This window comes from Mesorhizobium sp. M0778 (genome assembly GCF_040320105.1).
In the GTDB taxonomy this organism is placed as follows: Bacteria; Pseudomonadota; Alphaproteobacteria; order Rhizobiales; family Rhizobiaceae; genus Mesorhizobium.
On the sequence record NZ_JAMYPA010000017.1, the window covers coordinates 59,894 to 75,852 of the forward strand.

Below are 15,959 nucleotides of genomic sequence, written 5' to 3' on the forward strand. Positions count from 1 at the left end.
CCCCAAAATCTGATTGACCCCCTCAAATCAAAGGAGAGACACAATGACCATTCGTGAAGCAGAGGCCCAATGGCAGGGATCGTTGAAAGAAGGTTCGGGCCGGCTGAGGCTAGGCAGCGGCGTATTCGAAGGCGCCTACTCCTTCCCGTCGCGTTTCGAGAACGGTCCCGGCACCAACCCGGAGGAATTGATCGCGGCGGCGCATGCCGGCTGCTTCTCGATGGCGCTGAGCGCCATCCTGGGCCGCGAAGGTTATACTCCCGCACGCATTCACACAATCGCGAAAGCGCATCTCGGCGCCACCGCGGCCGGACCGACGATCACCCGTATCGAGTTGGAGACGGAGGCAAGCGTGGCCGGGCTGGCTGCCGGGGATTTCGAGCGGCTGGCGCAGACGGCCAAGGAGAGCTGCCTCGTGTCGCGGGCGCTGGCCGGCGTCGCGGCGATCACGCTCAAGGCCCGCCTCGTCGAAACCGTTGCTGATCACTGAAGGGAAGGAATATCCAATGACACAGGAACTCATCATCGACATCGCCGCGGCAAAACGCTCCGCCGAAACGGCCGAGATCATGCGGCGCTACAACGACGTCTTCCAGCGCCACGACGCGTCGGCGCTCGACGATCTGGTGGCGGAAGATTGCGTGATCGAGAACACCACGCCGGCCCCGGACGGCGCCCGCCGCATCGGCAAGGGCGCCTGCGTCGAACTGTGGTCGGCGATCGCGACCGGACGCGGCACGCGCTTCGACATCGAAGAAACCTTCGTCGCCGGCGACCGGGCGACGATCCGCTGGCGCTACTGGATGGCCGACGGCAATTCGCTGCGCGGCGTCAACCTGATGCGCGTGGCGGACGGGCAGATTGTCGAGGCCAGGGGCTACGTGAAGGGATAAGGCTGTCTACCGGTCCGCCAGCGCCAGTTTGGCGCCGAGCATGACAAAGGCTCCGGCGAAGGTGCGGCGCATCCAGGTCAGCACCTTTGGTCGCGACACGACATGGCTGCGGATCGACGCCGCGAAGATGCCGTAGCCGACAAAGACCACGAAGGTGAGCAGCATGAAGACGCTGCTGAGCTCCAGCATCTTCGACAGCGCATGCGATTCGGTGGTGCTGACGAATTGCGGCAGGAAGGCAAAGAAGAAGATCGACAGCTTCGGATTGAGAATGTTGATGAGGATGCCCGAAGTGATCACTTTGCCGGCCGAGCGCGGCGCGACATTTTCGTCGACGCTCAGGCCGCCCTTCTCCTTCAGCGTGTTCCAGGCCATGTAGAGCAGGTAGGCGACGCCGAGATATTTCAGCGTCTCGAAGGCGACGGCGCTGGTGTGCAGCAGAGCCGCGAGGCCGGTGATGGCGGCCGCCATATGCGGAATGATGCCGAGCGTGCAGCCGAAAGCGGCAATGATGCTGGCACGCGCACCACGCGAAAGCCCGGCGCTCAGCGTATAGAGAACGCCAGTGCCGGGCGAAGCCACGACAATCAGCGACGTCAACAGGAATTCGATGCTCACAGATGGTCTCCCGGTGCTGGCCCTGCCGCCGGCAGCGTAATCAGCGAAACGTGCGGGCACAAGCCAGCCTGAGAGCCTATCCGCATTCAGATCATGCTATTGGCGTGCAGCTTGCTATCCGCGATGGGTTGCCGAACTTCCCAGTGTTCGACGAGCTTACTTTCGTTCAGCCTGAAAATGTCGACGATGGCCAAGCCCTCCTCTTCGGGTTCGCGTTTTGCGTGCATGTGCACGATGACGAAATCCCCTTCGGCAAAAATCCGCTTCACCTCTCCCCTCACGAGGGGAAATGACTGTTTGAGCTGCTGCAGATAGGCTTTGAAGCCGTCCGCACCATCCGCAATGTTCGGATTATGTTGGATGTAGCGTTCGCCAAAATGCATCGAAGCAGCTTCGATGTTGCCCTGGTTTACTGCTTTGTCGATGAAGTCCAGGACGATCGTCTTGTTGGTTTCGAGCGAATTATGACTCTTGGCTGTAGCTGGATTTGATGGTTCGTCACGCATGTTTTGCTCCGTGAGGTGGCTGCTTCCGCCTGTTGTGGACAGGAGCGTCCGCAGGCCGACATTGCCAACATAATCAGCCACGCTTGTGAGATGGTCGATATGCCATTCCGCTAGATTCTTATCCAATCGTCTAATATCGTTGTCCGATTCATCATCGGAGGATGGTTCTCATGGATGCCTTGTCCGAAGTTCTTGCTTCGCTGAGATTTGGCAGCGCCATGATCGGCAGCGCGACCCTGCATCGGCCATGGGGTATTTCGGTCGATCCGACAAGGAATGCCGCCATCCACGTCATACAGAACGGCGAATGCTGGCTGCGGCTAGCCGGTGAAAAGGAGCCGATCCGCTTAGGCGAGGGAGACGTCATCCTTGTCGCGAGCGGTATCGGGCATGCCCTTTGCAATCCGGCGGATGCACCGACGGCATCGATATCCGCCGTCCTTTCCGCAAATCGGAGCGGACTGGAACCGAAAAGCGAGAGCGGCGCGACAACTCTTCTTTGTGCGAGATATTCACTCGACGGCGTCGGACCATATCCGATGGTTTCGCTGCTTCCACCGCTGATCCATTTGACCCGAGATCAGATCGACACCAGCGAGCCGCTGCGGCTTGCCCTGGAACTTCTGCAGGTCGAAGCAAAAAGCAATCTCGGCGGTCACGACATTGTCGCCCCACGTCTTCTCGACAGCACGTTGATCTTCTTATTGCGTGCCTGGATAGAACATCAGCCTCTCGGAACAGGCGGATGGTTTGGCGCCTTACGCGATAAAGGCATTGCGCAGGCTTTGCGCCTGATCCACGAGCGGCCGGATGGTCCCTGGACTATCGCTTCCCTTGCCAGCGGCGCGGCACAGTCCCGGGCCACCTTCGCGCGTCGCTTCGCTCAACTCGTGGGACAGCCGCCGCTGTCCTATGTGACTCGCTGGCGGATGAACCTTGCCGCCAAGGCTCTGCGGGAAACGAACCAGAACATTGGCGAGATCGGGTGCGCCGTCGGATATGAGTCGGTGCCGTCGTTCTCGCAGGCATTCAAACGGTTGACCGGACGATCGCCCGGCCTCTACCGCAGCGACTTTCGCTCATCTGACTGACGAATTTCAAAAGTGAGACGCCAGCCCGAGGGCCGTCATTACAGCGTCGGCAGTCCGTGAGCCAGGCGCGCCATCAGGCAGTCGTCATCGCCCGGCATGCAGGCGCGGCAGACGTCGGGACGGATCTCGTAGATGCCGCAGGCGGTCGACTTGCCGACCTCGCCGCACAGTGCCGAACAGCGCGCGCCGTCGCAGCGCATGCCGGCTTCATCGGCAGCCACGTATTTTTGCGGGATAAGGTCGAGTTGCGCGTCATCCTCGGTTGAAAAGCGCGGCCATCTTGACGAGTAGGCGCAGCAGGCGCCACAGGTCTGGCAATCGAAGGCAACCGGATCGGCGCCCTCTTGTGGCGACAAAAAATCCTCTGCGACCGCCAGGGCAAGCAGCCTTGGCGCAGATTTCCGGCCGGCATTTTGCTGCAAGGGTGCTATTTCTTCTTCGGCTTGCGCGGCGGTGCTTCGGCCGGCGACCTGAACAGATCGGTACCCGCTTCGGCGGCTTCACCGGTTTTTGGTGCGGCGGCCGGCTTGGCCGGCTTCACGGCGGCAGCAGGCGCGGCTGGCTGGCCCTTGGCGGAAAACTTGATTGCCATATCAATCCTCGTCAGAGAAACGCGATGATGGCGCATTCGGATTGCGAAGGCGGCCGATGAGCGCCGAAACGGCCGTGATGTTCATTTCTTCGGGCGACCAGTTCCTGGCTTCCTCGATGTGCCGGGGCGCCAGCTCGCGATGCGTGCTGCCGCTGTAGGCGGCGTCCTGATAGGTCACGCGCTCGTGCGTCTTGGCGTTTTCCCGGACGTATTCGATCAGATAATTGGGGCATTCGGCACGGCCGCGCACGCCGAGCCGCACCTGGGCATCGCCGTGGACACGCCGGCAGCGCTCGAGCTTTTCGAGCACGCGCCGGACATATTCGACCGGCTTGTCGAGCTCACCCACGACATCGGCGATGGTCGAATCGGCGGCGATCGCCTCTTGAGGCACGCGTTTGGTGGCCATCAGCGTTTGCCCGCGCGTTTCGGCGAGGCCGCGAGCGCAACCGCTGCCGCCATGTCATCGGCTTCCTTTTCCAGGCGCAGTTCGCGCAGCCGCGCGGTCTTGGCTTCGCGCGCCTGGCTGACGGCATCCCGTTCGGAATTGATGCGGTCGAGCGACATCGACTGGGTCCGCGTCTTGCTAAAAATGGATTCGGCCTGGTCGCGGGGTCTTTTTGAAGTTGCGGTCAAGGTCTTTCTCCCGGTTCGGAGCGCGCCGCCGAAAAGTGGCGAGATTGGTCTTTCGGCCAGGATCCCGCACAAAGCAATACGGCAGCCGGTTTCAAATTGCTGGAACGTCCTCAGAGACCGTTTGGAAATTCTACTCTGACGGCCGTCTGATGGCCGTCAGAGCGAATTTCGAAACAGCCTCTTAGCACGTCCGGGCCGTCGAGCAGCGCTCTTTCGGCGGTCGAAGCGCAAAAATGAAAAAGGCCAGGCACCGCCTGACCTTCCATGAGAGCGCCCGCGCATCCCGAGAGACGCGCAAAGAAACGTTCTTCTCATGCGCATGAGCGGGGGGCTTAACCTCCCCGCGACCATGCGCTGGAATTTGCCATTCACCGGTGCCAGTACATCCGTGGTCACCGGTGAGGCTGAATTCCGTTTTAGGCCGCCTTCAACTGGTCGGCGGACATCTTGCCCGACTTGTTGTCGCGGACCATCTCGTAGCCAAGCTTCTGGCCCTCGACGATGTCGCGCATTCCGGCGCGCTCGACGGCTGAGATGTGGACAAAAACGTCGGCAGAACCGTCGTCAGGCTGAATAAAACCAAAACCCTTGGTGGCGTTGAACCATTTAACTGTGCCTGTGCTCATAACGAACCCTTTCCATGGCAAATATTCGTTCGCCGTCATGCGGATGCACAACAACGTTTGTCTCGATTTTGATGGGGAAGTTCGTCAAAGGCGCGCCTCGGCACGCGGATAACAAAAGTCGGTCAAACAAACATCGACAAAATTCTTGTAGACTTCTTTGCGCGCTGTGTCAATTTTTTGATTTGCAACACTCGTGGAGATGCGCGGCGGCGGCAAATACGACAGCGAAAACCGGGCTATTGCCCGCCGAAAAAACCACTTAGCCGGGAACCATTTTGGCGCCGGAGCATTTTTTCGGTGTCGAACGCCGTTCTCGAAAGAGCGATCTTGAGAAAAGGCGGACGATCACCAGGACGCCCCCCGCGCAGATAAAAGGCACGAGGGGCGTTCCTGTGTGATGCGACCATTCGCGCCGCCGCCCCCTGCTCCTCACACCATGCCGCGACTGAGCCCGCCATCCACCGGCAAAGCCACGCCGGTAATATAGGCGGCGGCGTCGCTGGCCAGGAATGCTGCAACCGCACCGAATTCGGCGGGAGTGCCGTAGCGCTTTGCCGGGATATCGGCCTGACTCTCGGCGGCGATCACGGCAGCGTCGACACCCCTGTCGGCGGCGTCCATGGCGTCGAACTGTTTGGTCCGGTCCGTCGCAAAACGGCCAGGCAGCAACAGGTTGACGGTAACGCCGTCCGCCGCCACTTCGCCGGCCAGCGTCTTGGCCCACCCGGCGAGCGACGCACGCAGCGCATTCGAGGCGGTAAGGCCGGGGATCGGCTCGCGGACGGAAGTCGAGGAAACGGCGATGATGCGTCCCCAGCGCCGCGCCCGCATGCCTGGCAGGAAAGAAATGGCAACGCGCATCTGGCTCAGCACCATGCTGGTGAACTGCTTCTCCCAGACGCTCGCATCGAAGACGCTGGCCGCGAAGGGCGGCGGGCCGCCGCCATTGAGCAGGACGATGTCGATCCGCTGATGCTCGTCCTCGACGGCATGGATCAGCCGGGAGACGCTGTCGTGGTCGGAGAGGTCGGCGCTGAAGGTCGAGCAGATGTGGCCGGCGGCCTCGATCGCGCGCCGCGCCACATCCAGGGTCGCCTCCCCTCGTCCGACCAGGATGATCTCGGCGCCTTTCGCCGCGAGCGCTTCGGCAACGCCGAAACCGAGGCCCTTGCCTCCGCCGAGAACAAGCGCCCTCCGCCCCTCAAGATTTGCATCCATCAAGCCAAGCCTCCTGCTGGTTTCACTGGCTATTTCGAGCGACTTCCCTAGCGGACATGCACGATAGCGTCGGCTTCGACCGGAACATTGGCCGGCAAGCCGGCCATGCCGAGCGAGCAGCGGGCGTGCTCGCCACGCTCGCCGAAAACATGGAGCAGAAATTCGGATGCTCCGTTGCCGACCTCCGAATAGGCCGAAAAGCCGGCCGTCGCATTCACATAGACGGTCAGCTTGGCGAATTTCACGACACGGTCAAGATTGCCGTCCAGTTCCTTGTCCAGCCAATAGACGATGTTGGCCGCGCAGAGCCGGGCGGCGTTCTGCGCAGCAGCCAGATCGATCTCTCTGCCGACCTGGCCGATCGCGGCGATCTCCTGCGCGATCTCGGGAATCTGACCGGAGACATAGACGATGTCGGCGACCCGAACCGTCGGCGAGAACGGCAAAGCAGGCCGCTCGAGCGACGGCCAGGCGACACCGAACTCCTCAAATCTTCTTCTGTAGGACAAGGTGGCTGCTCCTGTTTTCGTTCGTGCGAGCGGACCTTGAATTCAGATCGGGCTTTCGGATAGCCTGATAGTGCTGACACAGCTATCAGGAATTCTTATGACTGGAGATATCGACGTCAGGCTGCTGCGTGCCTTCGTCACCGTGGCCGATACGGGAACGGTGAGCCGGGCGGCCGATCGACTTGCCCGCACCCAGGCGGCGGTGAGCATGCAGCTTCAGCGCCTCGAGGGTGAAGTCGGCGCCGAGCTGCTGCGCCGTTCGCCGCGCGGCGTGACGCTGACCGAGGCCGGCGAGATCCTGCTCGCCTTCGCCCGCAAGGCCATCGCGATCGGCGACGATGCCAGGCGCGAGATAGAAGGCCGCAGGCTGGTCGGCCGTGTCCGGCTGGGCATCATCGAGGATTTGGCGGTGACACGGCTGCCGCTGATCATTGCCGACTTCCGCCGCCGGCATCCTTCCGTGGAGATCGAGCTGACATCGGCCAGCAGCGCCGATCTCAGCAAGTCGCTGGGCGAAGGAAAATGCGACATCGTCATGGCCGATCCGGCGCGCTTCACAAAGGCGCCGCGAGGTCATCTGTCACGACAGCTGGTCTGGGCGGCAAGCCGCATGATCGAGATCGATGACGAGGTCGAGCTTCCGCTGGTCATCTTCGAAGGCGCCTGCTCCTGGCAGGACAGAATGCTGGCCTCGCTCGCCGAGGCCGGGCTCGGCTGGAAGATCGGCTGCCGCGTGTCGACTTTCGCGACGCTGATCTCGGCGCTGAGGGCCGGGCTTGGCATCGGCCTTCTGCTGCAGGAAGGACTGCCGCCCGACTGCCAAAGCCTCAACGGACGCTTCAACCTGCCGCCGGCGCCGATGGCGGATTTCGGCGTCTACCTTGCGAGGGACCCGTCCCGGCTGGTCGAGGAGTGTGGCGATTTCCTGCGGGCGGGATTCGAAGTCTAACGAAACGATCCGACGTCATTCACCGTTCCTGGTCGGTCGGGCGGATGACGATCTCGTTGACGTTGACGTGCGCCGGCTGGCTCACGGCGTAGAGAATGGCCGCGGCGATGTCCTCGGCTGCCAGCGCCTCCATGGCGGCGAGCCGCTGGTCGAGCCCAGTCTTCGCCGCCGGATTGGTGATATGGTCGCCGAGCTCGGTGCGCACCAGGCCGGGTTCGATGACGGTGACGCGAACCTTGTCGGAGTAGACTTCGCGGCGCAGCGATTCGGAAAAGCCGACGACGCCGAACTTGGTTGCGGCATAGCCGCTGGCGCCGGGATTGGCGACGCGGCCGGCGACCGACGAGACATTGACGATGTGACCCTTGGCGGCCCTGAGATGCGGCAGCGCCGCTTTGGTGACACCCATCAGCGCCAGCAGGTTGAGCTCGACCATGCGGCGCCAGTCATCGAGCACCGCCTCGGCGGCCGGCGACAGAAGCATCACCCCGGCATTGTTGACGAGGATGTCGAGGCGGCCCCATTCGGCGACAACCTTGTCGACCATGGCGGTGACATCGTCGTTGCTGGTGACGTCGGCCGCGATACGGAGTGCCGTGCCGCCGGCCTTTTCGATACGCGCGGCCAGCGCTTCGAGGCGATCGGCGCGGCGGGCGGCAATCGCCACCTTTGCCCCGGCGGCCGCCAGCGCCACAGCGGTTGCCTCGCCGATGCCCGACGAGGCGCCGGTGACAAGCGCGACCTTGCCGGCCAGTGCGGAAGAAACAGCTGTCATTGTGAAGTCTCCAAAGCCCCTGCCCGATCTTCAGATAGGCCGCGGGCCGCGAAGTGGAAGACCAGCTCGCCGGTTGCTCGGCTCATTCGTCGGGGCCGGGCTCCGGCCATGGCTCCTTCGCCGCCTCCGCATACCAGTGGCGCATCGCCGGCATCGAAAGCACGGCATCGACATAGGCGCGGGTGTCGGGCGCCAGCGTGCCGCCATAGGTGTCGAAGCGGGTGACGACCGGCGCGTACATGGCGTCGGCCGCGGTGAAATGGCCAAACAGGAACGGCCCGCCTTTGCCGTATTTTTCCCGGCATTGCCGCCACAGATCCTCGATGCGCGCCCGTTGCGCCTCACCTTCGGCGTCGAGCGGCTTGTGGCCTTTTGGCCGGCGCAAATTCATCGGCCAGCCATAGCGGACCTCGCGAAAGCCGGAATGCATCTCTGTCGCCGCCGAGCGGGCGTGCGCGCGAGCGCCGATATCGGCCGGCCAGAGCTTCTTGTCGGGAAACAGGTCGGCAAGATATTCAAGGATGGCAAGGGTTTCCCAGACGATCCGGATCTCGCCATTCGGCAGCCGATGGTTCAGCACCGGCACCTGGCCGGTCGGCGATATCCTGGCCAGATTGGCGGCGGTCTCGGGCGTGCGCAGGCGCACAAAACCTTCCTCGAACGGTATCTCCAGATGCTTCATCGCCAGCCATGGCCTCAGTGACCAGGACGAGAAGCATTTGTTGCCGATGAAGAGCGTGAATTCAGCCAAGATGGTCTCTCCGTGTCGAGCCCAGCGGCTCAGTTTGCTTGTGCCGCGGCCAATTGTGCCCCCGGCGTGACGCCGGCGCGAGCGCGGATGGCGGCGACCGCCTTGGTGATATCCGTATTGACCAGCAGCGCCTCGCGACCGGCCGCGATGGTGAGGTCGACCTGATCGACCGGCAATTTCAGCCGCGTCGGGACAGCGTTCAGCTTGGCCTGTGTCGCCTGGTCGAGGTCGGCAAAGGACAGATATTGGACCACGAGTTCAACATCGCGGCAATCCCAGCCGGCAGTCGAGCCGCGATAGGCAGCCACGGTCGAGGTCGGCAAAGCACAGCGGTAGCGGACCAATTCACCGCGCCATTGCGAGACGGCCAGCTTCAGTGCGTCGGCTTCGTCGCGCACCGCGGCCGCCATGGTGGTGCTCGTCACGGCGTCGAGCAACTCGCTAAGCCGCGGTCCGTGGATAGACTTGGCCCAGCTCACGTCGTTGTCGGCGCCGGCGTCGGCAACGATGAAAAGCAGCGTCCTCAACCGGACAGCGGCGGCCGGCGACAGCGGACCATAGGGGGTGCCGGCGGCGGAGCGCTCCAGGGTAAAGCCGGTGACGCCGAGATTATCGGTCAGACCACCGTCCAGCAATTTCACATAGTCGAGGGGATCGGCGTTTTGATAGGAATCGAGCGCGCTGGCATAGGCCTTGAGCCTGATAGAGGCATTGTGATCGGCCAGTGCCCGGCTCAACCATTGCGGCCTGGGTAGCCGCAATCCGGGCTGGTGGCGGAAACCACGATCGGCGCGAAGACCACCGGCACGGCAGCGGAAGCCGCGACCGCATCAGCCAACCGCATCTTGTCGAGATCGCTACAAAGCGCCGCGAAAGTGTCGTAGCTGAACAGAAATGGCGTGCGGTTATAGATATCGGACGCGTTGATCCAGATGATGGGCCGGTCCGGCTTGGCGAACGCCTCGAATGTCGCATCGTCGAAGAGATTGTCGTTCAGCCATTTGGCAAAACCGCTGCGGTCATTGACGCCGCCATAGTAGGCGCGGACAAGGTTGAACGGCGACAGCCTTGTTCGAAGGTCGGCCTCAGCATTCTGGATCAGGAACCGTTCGCGAAAGTCGCGGTAGCCGTCCTCGCCCTTGTAGCCGAAATAGGCGGCAGTCACCGCGCCGCCTGATGCACCGGAAATCATCCTGATGTCATCGACCAGCGTGCGCCGCCGCGGCTGCTCGTCGATGACGATGTCGTCCAGCGCCCGCAGAACGCCGTAGGAGAAGGCCGCGGCCCGGGTGCCGCCACCGGAGAAGGCGAGGCCGAGCACAGTCGAGCCGTCGTCGCCCGGATCTGGAATGAAAGCCGGCGACGGCCTGCCGGCTTCGGGCGTAAAGACGTTGATCGGCCCGACATCATCGGCGACGCAGCCTGCCAAAAGCATGGACGTCGCAACGGCACAGGCAAGGCGAAAACGCATCGAAATCCCCCCGGGCAGAGCCTAGCCGCATTACCGCGCCGGGTGCAACCGGTTGTCCGGCGATGCATGGAACCGAAGCGGTGCCTGACCGTTTGCCTCGCAAATAAAACTCCCGAACTCCAGGAGATGCGCGATGGTGAACAAGGATCAGGTGGCAGGCGTCGCCAAGCAAGCCAAGGGCTCGGTCAAGCAGGCCGCCGGCAAGGCCACCGGCAACAGGCGCACCGAGGCCGAAGGCGACGTCGACAAGGCGACCGGCAAGATGCAGAAGGCTTACGGCGACGTGAAGGACAAGGTGAAGAAGGCGCTTTGACACTGGCCCCCTTCGCGAACCAGGAAAAAGGCGGCTCGGCCGCCTTTTTTGCGCCCTCTCTTACCGTAAGAAAGTCAGGCTTTTGCTGTATGCATTGGTGAAGGTGACCTCGCCATGATTTCCGGCGGCTTCGCCCAGCACCACATCCATGCTGTTTCCGGTCACCCGCGCCAAGGCAAAGCCGCCCATGAAGGCGGCCTTCGGTTTGAACAAGTCGAGCCCGTCACGGCGGTAGATCATCGGCGTTGCGTGCTGGTGGCCATGGAAGATGCCGACGACATTGTAGCCTTTCAGCACGGCCAGCAGCGCCTGCCTGTCGACTTCGCTCCACCAATGCGGCGGACCCGTGCCGCTGTCGTCGAAGGTTCTCTCGGCGGCGTCCCATCTTTCGATCGAAAAAGTATCCCAGCCATAATGCTGGAACAGGATGACCGGGCGGCCGTCGCCGGCATAGGTCGCCAGATCCTGCTTCAGCCATGGCAGGCTGTTGGCGGCGCCGTGGCCGGTATCGCCGGCAAAACGGTGCGTCTGGACAAGATGCAGACCGCCCCAATCCCATGAATAGCAGTCGGTCTCGACGTCGTAGTCGGTCGCCGGCGCAGGCGGCTTGAAGAACACGCCGGGGCGGTGGTTGACCTCGACATAGTCGCGCATTTCGCGGCGGTACCAGTCGACATGCGAGCGCGGGCCGTTCTGGTCGAGGTCGTGGTTGCCGAGGCCGACATAGACGGGCATGTGCACACGGTCGGGGCCGACGCCCTGCTGGTAGCGCTGGCTGAACTGAAGCAGCTGCGTGCCCTCGCTGGGCTGGGTGATCTGGCCGCCGCCGTCATCGGTGATGTCGCCGCCGACGACGAGGCCGAGCGGCGTGCCGATGTTGCCCGTCGAGCGCAGGCCGGTGGCAACGCCTTCGATTTCAGCCGGCCATTGTCTGTCACCGACGCCGTTGAGTGCGGCGACGTTGCGCAGCAAGGCAGCGTCGGTCTTGCCCTCCTGCTCGCAATGCGGGCTCAATCCGTTCGCCATTCGGCAGGCATGGACATCAGCGATAAACAGGAAGGTGGCGTCGATCGGCGGGATGCGCTGCCCGGTCTGGCCGAAGGCCGGGCGCGAAACGGCGCCGGCCGCGGCAACGGCCGCTGCCTGCATCAGGAAGCTGCGCCGAGAAACCGGTAGGGCGGGAATGCGATGCATCATGCGCTAAAATTCAGCACGACGCGGATCGGCAGTCCAGTTGCTCGCAAAGTATGTCGACACGTTCTCCCAGGTCTGGCATTGCTTTCGGCATTCAACTTGCGCGGGCAGAGGAGGACGGCATGAAAACTGCATCCATCGGCATGACAATGGCCATTCTGGCGGTGACGAGCGCAGCGCATGGCGCCGAGTGCATCGACGTCAAATCGGCCAAGGCCGGCTTCATTCTCGAAAGGCCTGGCATCCACAGCGAATTTCGACCGGCAGCGGGCGGAATGGTGGCCGTTGCCAACAAATACCAGTCGCAATCGCCGCAGTCGCAGTACCTGTTCGGCGGACTGATCGAGGTGTTTCGCGACAGCAGCACGGGGCAGCTGGCGATGATCCCGTTTTCCGATCTCAGGAAGGTGTTCCCGCTGAAGGCGGGGGCTAAGAACAAGATCGTGTTTGCCCGCCTCGCACCGAACAAGCCGCCGAAGGGCACCGAGACGCTGGAGATCAACGTCAAGGGCAAGGAGACGTTCAGCCTGGGTGAATGCAAATACTCCGTGCTCGCGGTCAAGCAGACGATCAGGAGCGAGGCCGGCGAGACGCGGGACGAGTTTACCGCGCTTTACGCACCCGACTTGCAGGCAGTTGTGGCCAGGCGCTATGACGAGGGCACCAGCGCCGAAAGCGTGGTCGGCTACGAGCTGATCAAGCCGCTGCCGAATTAAGAGCTCGGCCTCCCCACCTCGGTCATAGTGAGCGACGGCGGCGCCTCTGTCCTGCCGGCGTCAAGGGGCTTTGTGGAGTATCCTGCGACGTCGCCTCGTGACTCCCTGTTCCAAGGCCATCAGGCAGTCGCGCAGCACTCTTGTGTCCTGTGCGGTCTTGGCCATCGACATGGCGCCGGAATAGGTGGCGACGGCGAGCGCTGCGAAGCGCTGCGGATCGGTGCCCTGCTCCCGGCCCGCCTGCTGGTCGGCCCTGATCTTGTCGGCAATCGCCTGACGCCAGGCCGAAAAAATGTCGGCAAGGGCAATGCGGAAATCCGGATCGGCAAGCGACAGTTCGTGCGCCAGATTGTTGAGCGGGCAGCCGCGCACGAATCCCTGCTGCTCCAGCTCCGCCGCGACGGCCGCGAACACGGCGCGCACGCCCTCCCGCGCCGAGCCGGCCCTCCGCACTGGCGCGATCCAGGTCTCCTCGACGGCGGCGGCGACCCGCTCTTCGATGACTGCTAGCGCCAGCGCCTTCTTGGTCGCGAAATGGTGGTGCAGCGCGCCGCCGGTGACGCCCGCCGTCGCCATCAAGTCGCCCATGCTGGAGGCGTGATAGCCGCGTGCCTGAAACGCCTCTTCGGCGACATCGAGCACCTTTTTGCGCATGCCTTCGGGGTCATTGGTGCGTTTTTTAGCCCGCGCCTTTGGGCGGGCTGTGGTCTCTGCTGACATTTCCACACGATAGCAGATTGACAAAACAGGACAACCGGTCTGTTTTATAAAACAGGATGACTGTCCTGTTTTTGAGATCGAGCGATGAACCTGCCTTTGAATGCCGCGCCTAAATCCGATCTGCTCGCCTCGCCCGTCGTCGAACTTCGGCAATACACGCTGAAACCTGGCCGACGCGAGACGCTGATCGGCATCTTCGACAATCATTTGATCGAGGGCCAGGAAACCGCGGGGATGACCATCATCGGCCAGTTCCGCGACCTCGACCGGCCAGATATGTTCGTCTGGTTGCGCGGCTTCGACGGCATGATCGCGCGGAAGCATGCGCTGGCCGCCTTCTATGACGGGCCGGTCTGGGCGGCCTGGCGCAACGCCGCCAACGCCACGATGATCGATTCCGACGACGTGCTGCTGCTGAAACCGGCTTGGCCGGGCGCCGGCTTCGACCTCTCGGGATCGCAACGAGTACCCCAGACGGATCTCGAAGAACCAAGCACAAGCAGTGCTTTGCAGGCAATTGTTGTCATCAGGATTCATCATTTGCGACCGGGCCTCGAAGCCGGCTTCGCCAGGGATTTCCAGACCGGGGCTCTTCCGGTTGTTGCCGCACTTGGCGGACAACCGCTCGCCGCCTTCGTCACCGAGCATGCCGAAAACAGCTTTCCGCGGCTGCCGGTGCGGGCCAGCGAAAACGTCTTCATCAGCGTCACGGGTTTCGACAGCGCCGAGGCGCATACCCGCCACGAGGCGGCCTTGGCCGCCTCCCCAGACTGGCAGGCGCTTCAGCAGACCGTACAACGGGAATTCGCCAGGCCCGCGGAGGTTTTGCGTCTGTTACCGACGGCGCGATCGCTGCTCGGGCAGCACCCAATTTCGGTATGAACCAACATCGTCGACGCCTCCTACGTCGCCGGAGCCTCCTGGTTCATGCCTGAAAGTGTCTGGCATGGATCGCCTGGTAACGCGCCGTCCATGCGGTTGCCTGCTCCAGGTCAAGGGAAACGCGCAGCAGACGGTGATCCTCGTTCTTGCGGCCAATGAGCTGGATGCCAATCGGCAGGCCGCCTTTCGACTGGAACAGCGGCAGGCTGGCGGCCGGTTGGCCGGTGACGTTGAAGATTTCCGTGAAAGGCGCAAAGCCGTAAGCCCGGCTCGCCCAAGCCTCGTAATCAAAGAGAGCACCATCGCCATGGATGGCGCCAAGCCGGGGCGGCAGGCCGGCCGTGGTCGGCGTCATGATCAGGTCGAACACATCGAACGCCCTCGCCATCGCCAGCGAAGCGCTGTGCACATGGTCCTGCGCCCTGAGATAGTCGGCGGCCGAGGACCGTCGAAAACAGTCGAGCGCGTGACGACTGAGGCTTTCGATTTCGCCGGCCCCCGGCATCCGCCCGATCTCGTCGGCGCGCTCGTCAACCAGCCGCGCGACCTCCGACATCCAGAAGATGCTCCAGTCCGCTTCGGCGCTGCCTTCCCGCGGGAAACGCGCCTGTGTGACCTCGTGCCCCATATCCTCGAGGAGGACCATGGCTTGACGTAATTTTTCCTCGATCTCGGGCGCGACCGGCGCGCCATCCGGCCGGTGCGCCAGGCACGCGACGCGCAGATGCTCGCCGGGCGAAGACAGCCAGTCCAGGTAGGACGGCACCGATTTTGACACGGAGTAAGGCGCTCCTTGTTCTGGACCGGCAGTTATGTCCAGCATGGCGGCGCTGTCGCGAACGGTGCGGGACAGGACGTTGTCGGCGTAGAGCCCGGCGCCGACCTGACCTCGACAGGGGCCGACAGGCGTGAGTCCGCGCGACGGCTTCATGCCGAACACGCCGCAACAGGCAGCCGGCACCCGGATCGAGCCGCCGATATCGGAACCGTGGGCGACCGCCACCATGCCGCTTGCCACCGCGGCAGCAGCTCCACCGCTTGAGCCGCCCGCCGTCAGCGAAAGATCCCAAGGGTTCAAGGTGGGGCCGCGAAAGCTGGGTTCGGTGACGAAGTCATTGGCGAATTCAGGCGTGTTTGTCTTGCCCAGCAAGATCAGACCGGCGGCCCGCCATCGCCGGACGATCTCGCTGTCGGGTTTCGGCGCGGCATCCTTGAAGTAGAGCGACGAGTGCGTCGTCGGCCACTCCCGCACATTCACGCCGGTGTCCTTGACCAGGAAAGGAATGCCGGCGAGTGCGGCGTGCCGGTTGCAGCTTGCCGCCGCGGAAAGCGCCCGGTCCGCATCGATCAGTGTCACGGCATTGATGGCGGGATTGATGCTTTGGATTGCTTCGATAGCCGCCTCGACGACCTCGACAACGGACAGTTCGCCCGAACGAACGTGCCCGGCCAGGGCGACGGCATCCAACGCCACATATTCGGAAAGGTTCATGACTGCT

At 63.1% G+C, this 15,959-nt stretch carries 21 protein-coding genes and 1 pseudogene; 7 read left to right on the forward strand and 15 right to left on the reverse strand.

Annotated features, from left to right (window positions below):
- The first annotated feature begins 43 nt into the window (after positions 1-43).
- Positions 44-490 carry an OsmC family protein gene (locus NKI22_RS22065; RefSeq protein ID WP_023722760.1) on the forward strand — a complete coding sequence of 149 codons (447 nt, stop codon included), beginning with the start codon at positions 44-46 and terminating at the stop codon, positions 488-490.
- A 16-nt stretch (positions 491-506) separates the two neighbouring features.
- Positions 507-893 (forward strand): nuclear transport factor 2 family protein, encoded by a 387-nt coding sequence (locus tag NKI22_RS22070; protein WP_352814900.1) that lies wholly within the window; start codon positions 507-509, stop codon positions 891-893.
- Between the two features lie 6 nt (positions 894-899).
- On the opposite strand, the gene NKI22_RS22075 is transcribed toward NKI22_RS22070, so the two are convergent.
- Together NKI22_RS22075 and NKI22_RS22080 are read right to left on the reverse strand one after the other, a co-directional pair.
- Positions 900-1,511 (reverse strand): LysE family translocator, encoded by a 612-nt coding sequence (locus NKI22_RS22075; RefSeq protein ID WP_023722756.1) that lies wholly within the window; start codon positions 1,509-1,511, stop codon positions 900-902.
- A gap of 86 nt (positions 1,512-1,597) precedes the next feature.
- Complete coding sequence (locus NKI22_RS22080) at positions 1,598-2,143, reverse strand: nuclear transport factor 2 family protein (RefSeq protein ID WP_352814898.1); 546 nt, start codon at positions 2,141-2,143, stop codon at positions 1,598-1,600.
- 44 nt (positions 2,144-2,187) lie between these two features.
- Between NKI22_RS22080 and NKI22_RS22085 the strand changes: the two genes are divergently transcribed.
- The gene (locus NKI22_RS22085) at positions 2,188-3,108 is read left to right on the forward strand and encodes an AraC family transcriptional regulator (RefSeq protein ID WP_352588556.1); all 921 of its coding nucleotides are present in this window, start codon (positions 2,188-2,190) and stop codon (positions 3,106-3,108) included.
- Positions 3,109-3,146: 38 nt separating this feature from the next.
- Here NKI22_RS22085 and NKI22_RS22090 read toward each other — a convergent pair whose 3' ends face one another.
- The 7 genes from NKI22_RS22090 to NKI22_RS22120 all read right to left on the reverse strand — a co-directional run bounded on the left by NKI22_RS22090 (position 3,147) and on the right by NKI22_RS22120 (position 6,689).
- The gene (locus NKI22_RS22090; RefSeq protein ID WP_036245865.1) at positions 3,147-3,464 is read right to left on the reverse strand and encodes a YkgJ family cysteine cluster protein; all 318 of its coding nucleotides are present in this window, start codon (positions 3,462-3,464) and stop codon (positions 3,147-3,149) included.
- 71 nt (positions 3,465-3,535) lie between these two features.
- Positions 3,536-3,700, reverse strand: a complete 165-nt coding sequence (locus NKI22_RS22095) for a hypothetical protein (protein WP_023722752.1) — start codon at positions 3,698-3,700, stop codon at positions 3,536-3,538.
- 1 nt (position 3,701) lies between these two features.
- Positions 3,702-4,109 (reverse strand): hypothetical protein, encoded by a 408-nt coding sequence (locus NKI22_RS22100; RefSeq protein WP_352814896.1) that lies wholly within the window; start codon positions 4,107-4,109, stop codon positions 3,702-3,704.
- A complete protein-coding gene (locus tag NKI22_RS22105; protein WP_352481748.1) occupies positions 4,109-4,336 on the reverse strand; it encodes a hypothetical protein in 228 nt (75 codons plus the stop codon). The genes NKI22_RS22100 and NKI22_RS22105 overlap by 1 nt, the downstream gene beginning before the upstream one ends.
- Before the next feature lie 416 nt (positions 4,337-4,752).
- A complete protein-coding gene (locus tag NKI22_RS22110) occupies positions 4,753-4,962 on the reverse strand; it encodes a cold-shock protein (protein WP_010915421.1) in 210 nt (69 codons plus the stop codon).
- Between the two features lie 429 nt (positions 4,963-5,391).
- The gene (locus NKI22_RS22115; protein ID WP_023722748.1) at positions 5,392-6,180 is read right to left on the reverse strand and encodes an SDR family oxidoreductase; all 789 of its coding nucleotides are present in this window, start codon (positions 6,178-6,180) and stop codon (positions 5,392-5,394) included.
- Between the two features lie 47 nt (positions 6,181-6,227).
- Entirely contained in the window at positions 6,228-6,689 is a 462-nt protein-coding gene (locus tag NKI22_RS22120; RefSeq protein WP_031195259.1) for a RidA family protein, read from the reverse strand.
- 97 nt (positions 6,690-6,786) lie between these two features.
- Here NKI22_RS22120 and NKI22_RS22125 point away from each other — a divergent pair, with 97 nt between their 5' ends.
- On the forward strand, positions 6,787-7,638 hold the full coding sequence (locus NKI22_RS22125; protein ID WP_352481751.1) for a LysR family transcriptional regulator: 852 nt from the start codon (positions 6,787-6,789) through the stop codon (positions 7,636-7,638).
- A 19-nt stretch (positions 7,639-7,657) separates the two neighbouring features.
- Here NKI22_RS22125 and NKI22_RS22130 read toward each other — a convergent pair whose 3' ends face one another.
- The 3 genes and pseudogenes from NKI22_RS22130 to NKI22_RS22140 all read right to left on the reverse strand — a co-directional run bounded on the left by NKI22_RS22130 (position 7,658) and on the right by NKI22_RS22140 (position 10,635).
- On the reverse strand, positions 7,658-8,413 hold the full coding sequence (locus NKI22_RS22130) for an SDR family NAD(P)-dependent oxidoreductase (protein WP_023722745.1): 756 nt from the start codon (positions 8,411-8,413) through the stop codon (positions 7,658-7,660).
- Between the two features lie 82 nt (positions 8,414-8,495).
- On the reverse strand, positions 8,496-9,164 hold the full coding sequence (locus tag NKI22_RS22135; protein WP_023722744.1) for a glutathione S-transferase family protein: 669 nt from the start codon (positions 9,162-9,164) through the stop codon (positions 8,496-8,498).
- Between the two features lie 29 nt (positions 9,165-9,193).
- Positions 9,194-10,635, reverse strand: a pseudogene (locus tag NKI22_RS22140) (patatin-like phospholipase family protein).
- A 133-nt stretch (positions 10,636-10,768) separates the two neighbouring features.
- On the opposite strand from NKI22_RS22140, the gene NKI22_RS22145 reads away from it, so the two are divergent.
- On the forward strand, positions 10,769-10,948 hold the full coding sequence (locus NKI22_RS22145; RefSeq protein ID WP_352481754.1) for a CsbD family protein: 180 nt from the start codon (positions 10,769-10,771) through the stop codon (positions 10,946-10,948).
- A gap of 60 nt (positions 10,949-11,008) precedes the next feature.
- Here the strand turns inward: NKI22_RS22145 and NKI22_RS22150 are convergent, their stop codons facing one another.
- On the reverse strand, positions 11,009-12,145 hold the full coding sequence (locus tag NKI22_RS22150; RefSeq protein WP_352481755.1) for a metallophosphoesterase: 1,137 nt from the start codon (positions 12,143-12,145) through the stop codon (positions 11,009-11,011).
- A gap of 119 nt (positions 12,146-12,264) precedes the next feature.
- On the opposite strand from NKI22_RS22150, the gene NKI22_RS22155 reads away from it, so the two are divergent.
- Complete coding sequence (locus NKI22_RS22155) at positions 12,265-12,858, forward strand: hypothetical protein (protein WP_023722740.1); 594 nt, start codon at positions 12,265-12,267, stop codon at positions 12,856-12,858.
- 60 nt (positions 12,859-12,918) lie between these two features.
- On the opposite strand, the gene NKI22_RS22160 is transcribed toward NKI22_RS22155, so the two are convergent.
- Positions 12,919-13,512, reverse strand: coding sequence for an LmrA/YxaF family transcription factor (locus NKI22_RS22160; protein ID WP_023722739.1), 594 nt, complete (start codon positions 13,510-13,512; stop codon positions 12,919-12,921).
- Positions 13,513-13,662: 150 nt separating this feature from the next.
- Between NKI22_RS22160 and NKI22_RS22165 the strand changes: the two genes are divergently transcribed.
- The gene (locus NKI22_RS22165; protein ID WP_352814894.1) at positions 13,663-14,460 is read left to right on the forward strand and encodes an NIPSNAP family protein; all 798 of its coding nucleotides are present in this window, start codon (positions 13,663-13,665) and stop codon (positions 14,458-14,460) included.
- A 43-nt stretch (positions 14,461-14,503) separates the two neighbouring features.
- Here the strand turns inward: NKI22_RS22165 and NKI22_RS22170 are convergent, their stop codons facing one another.
- Entirely contained in the window at positions 14,504-15,952 is a 1,449-nt protein-coding gene (locus tag NKI22_RS22170) for an amidase (RefSeq protein WP_352958893.1), read from the reverse strand.
- Positions 15,953-15,959: the final 7 nt, after the last annotated feature.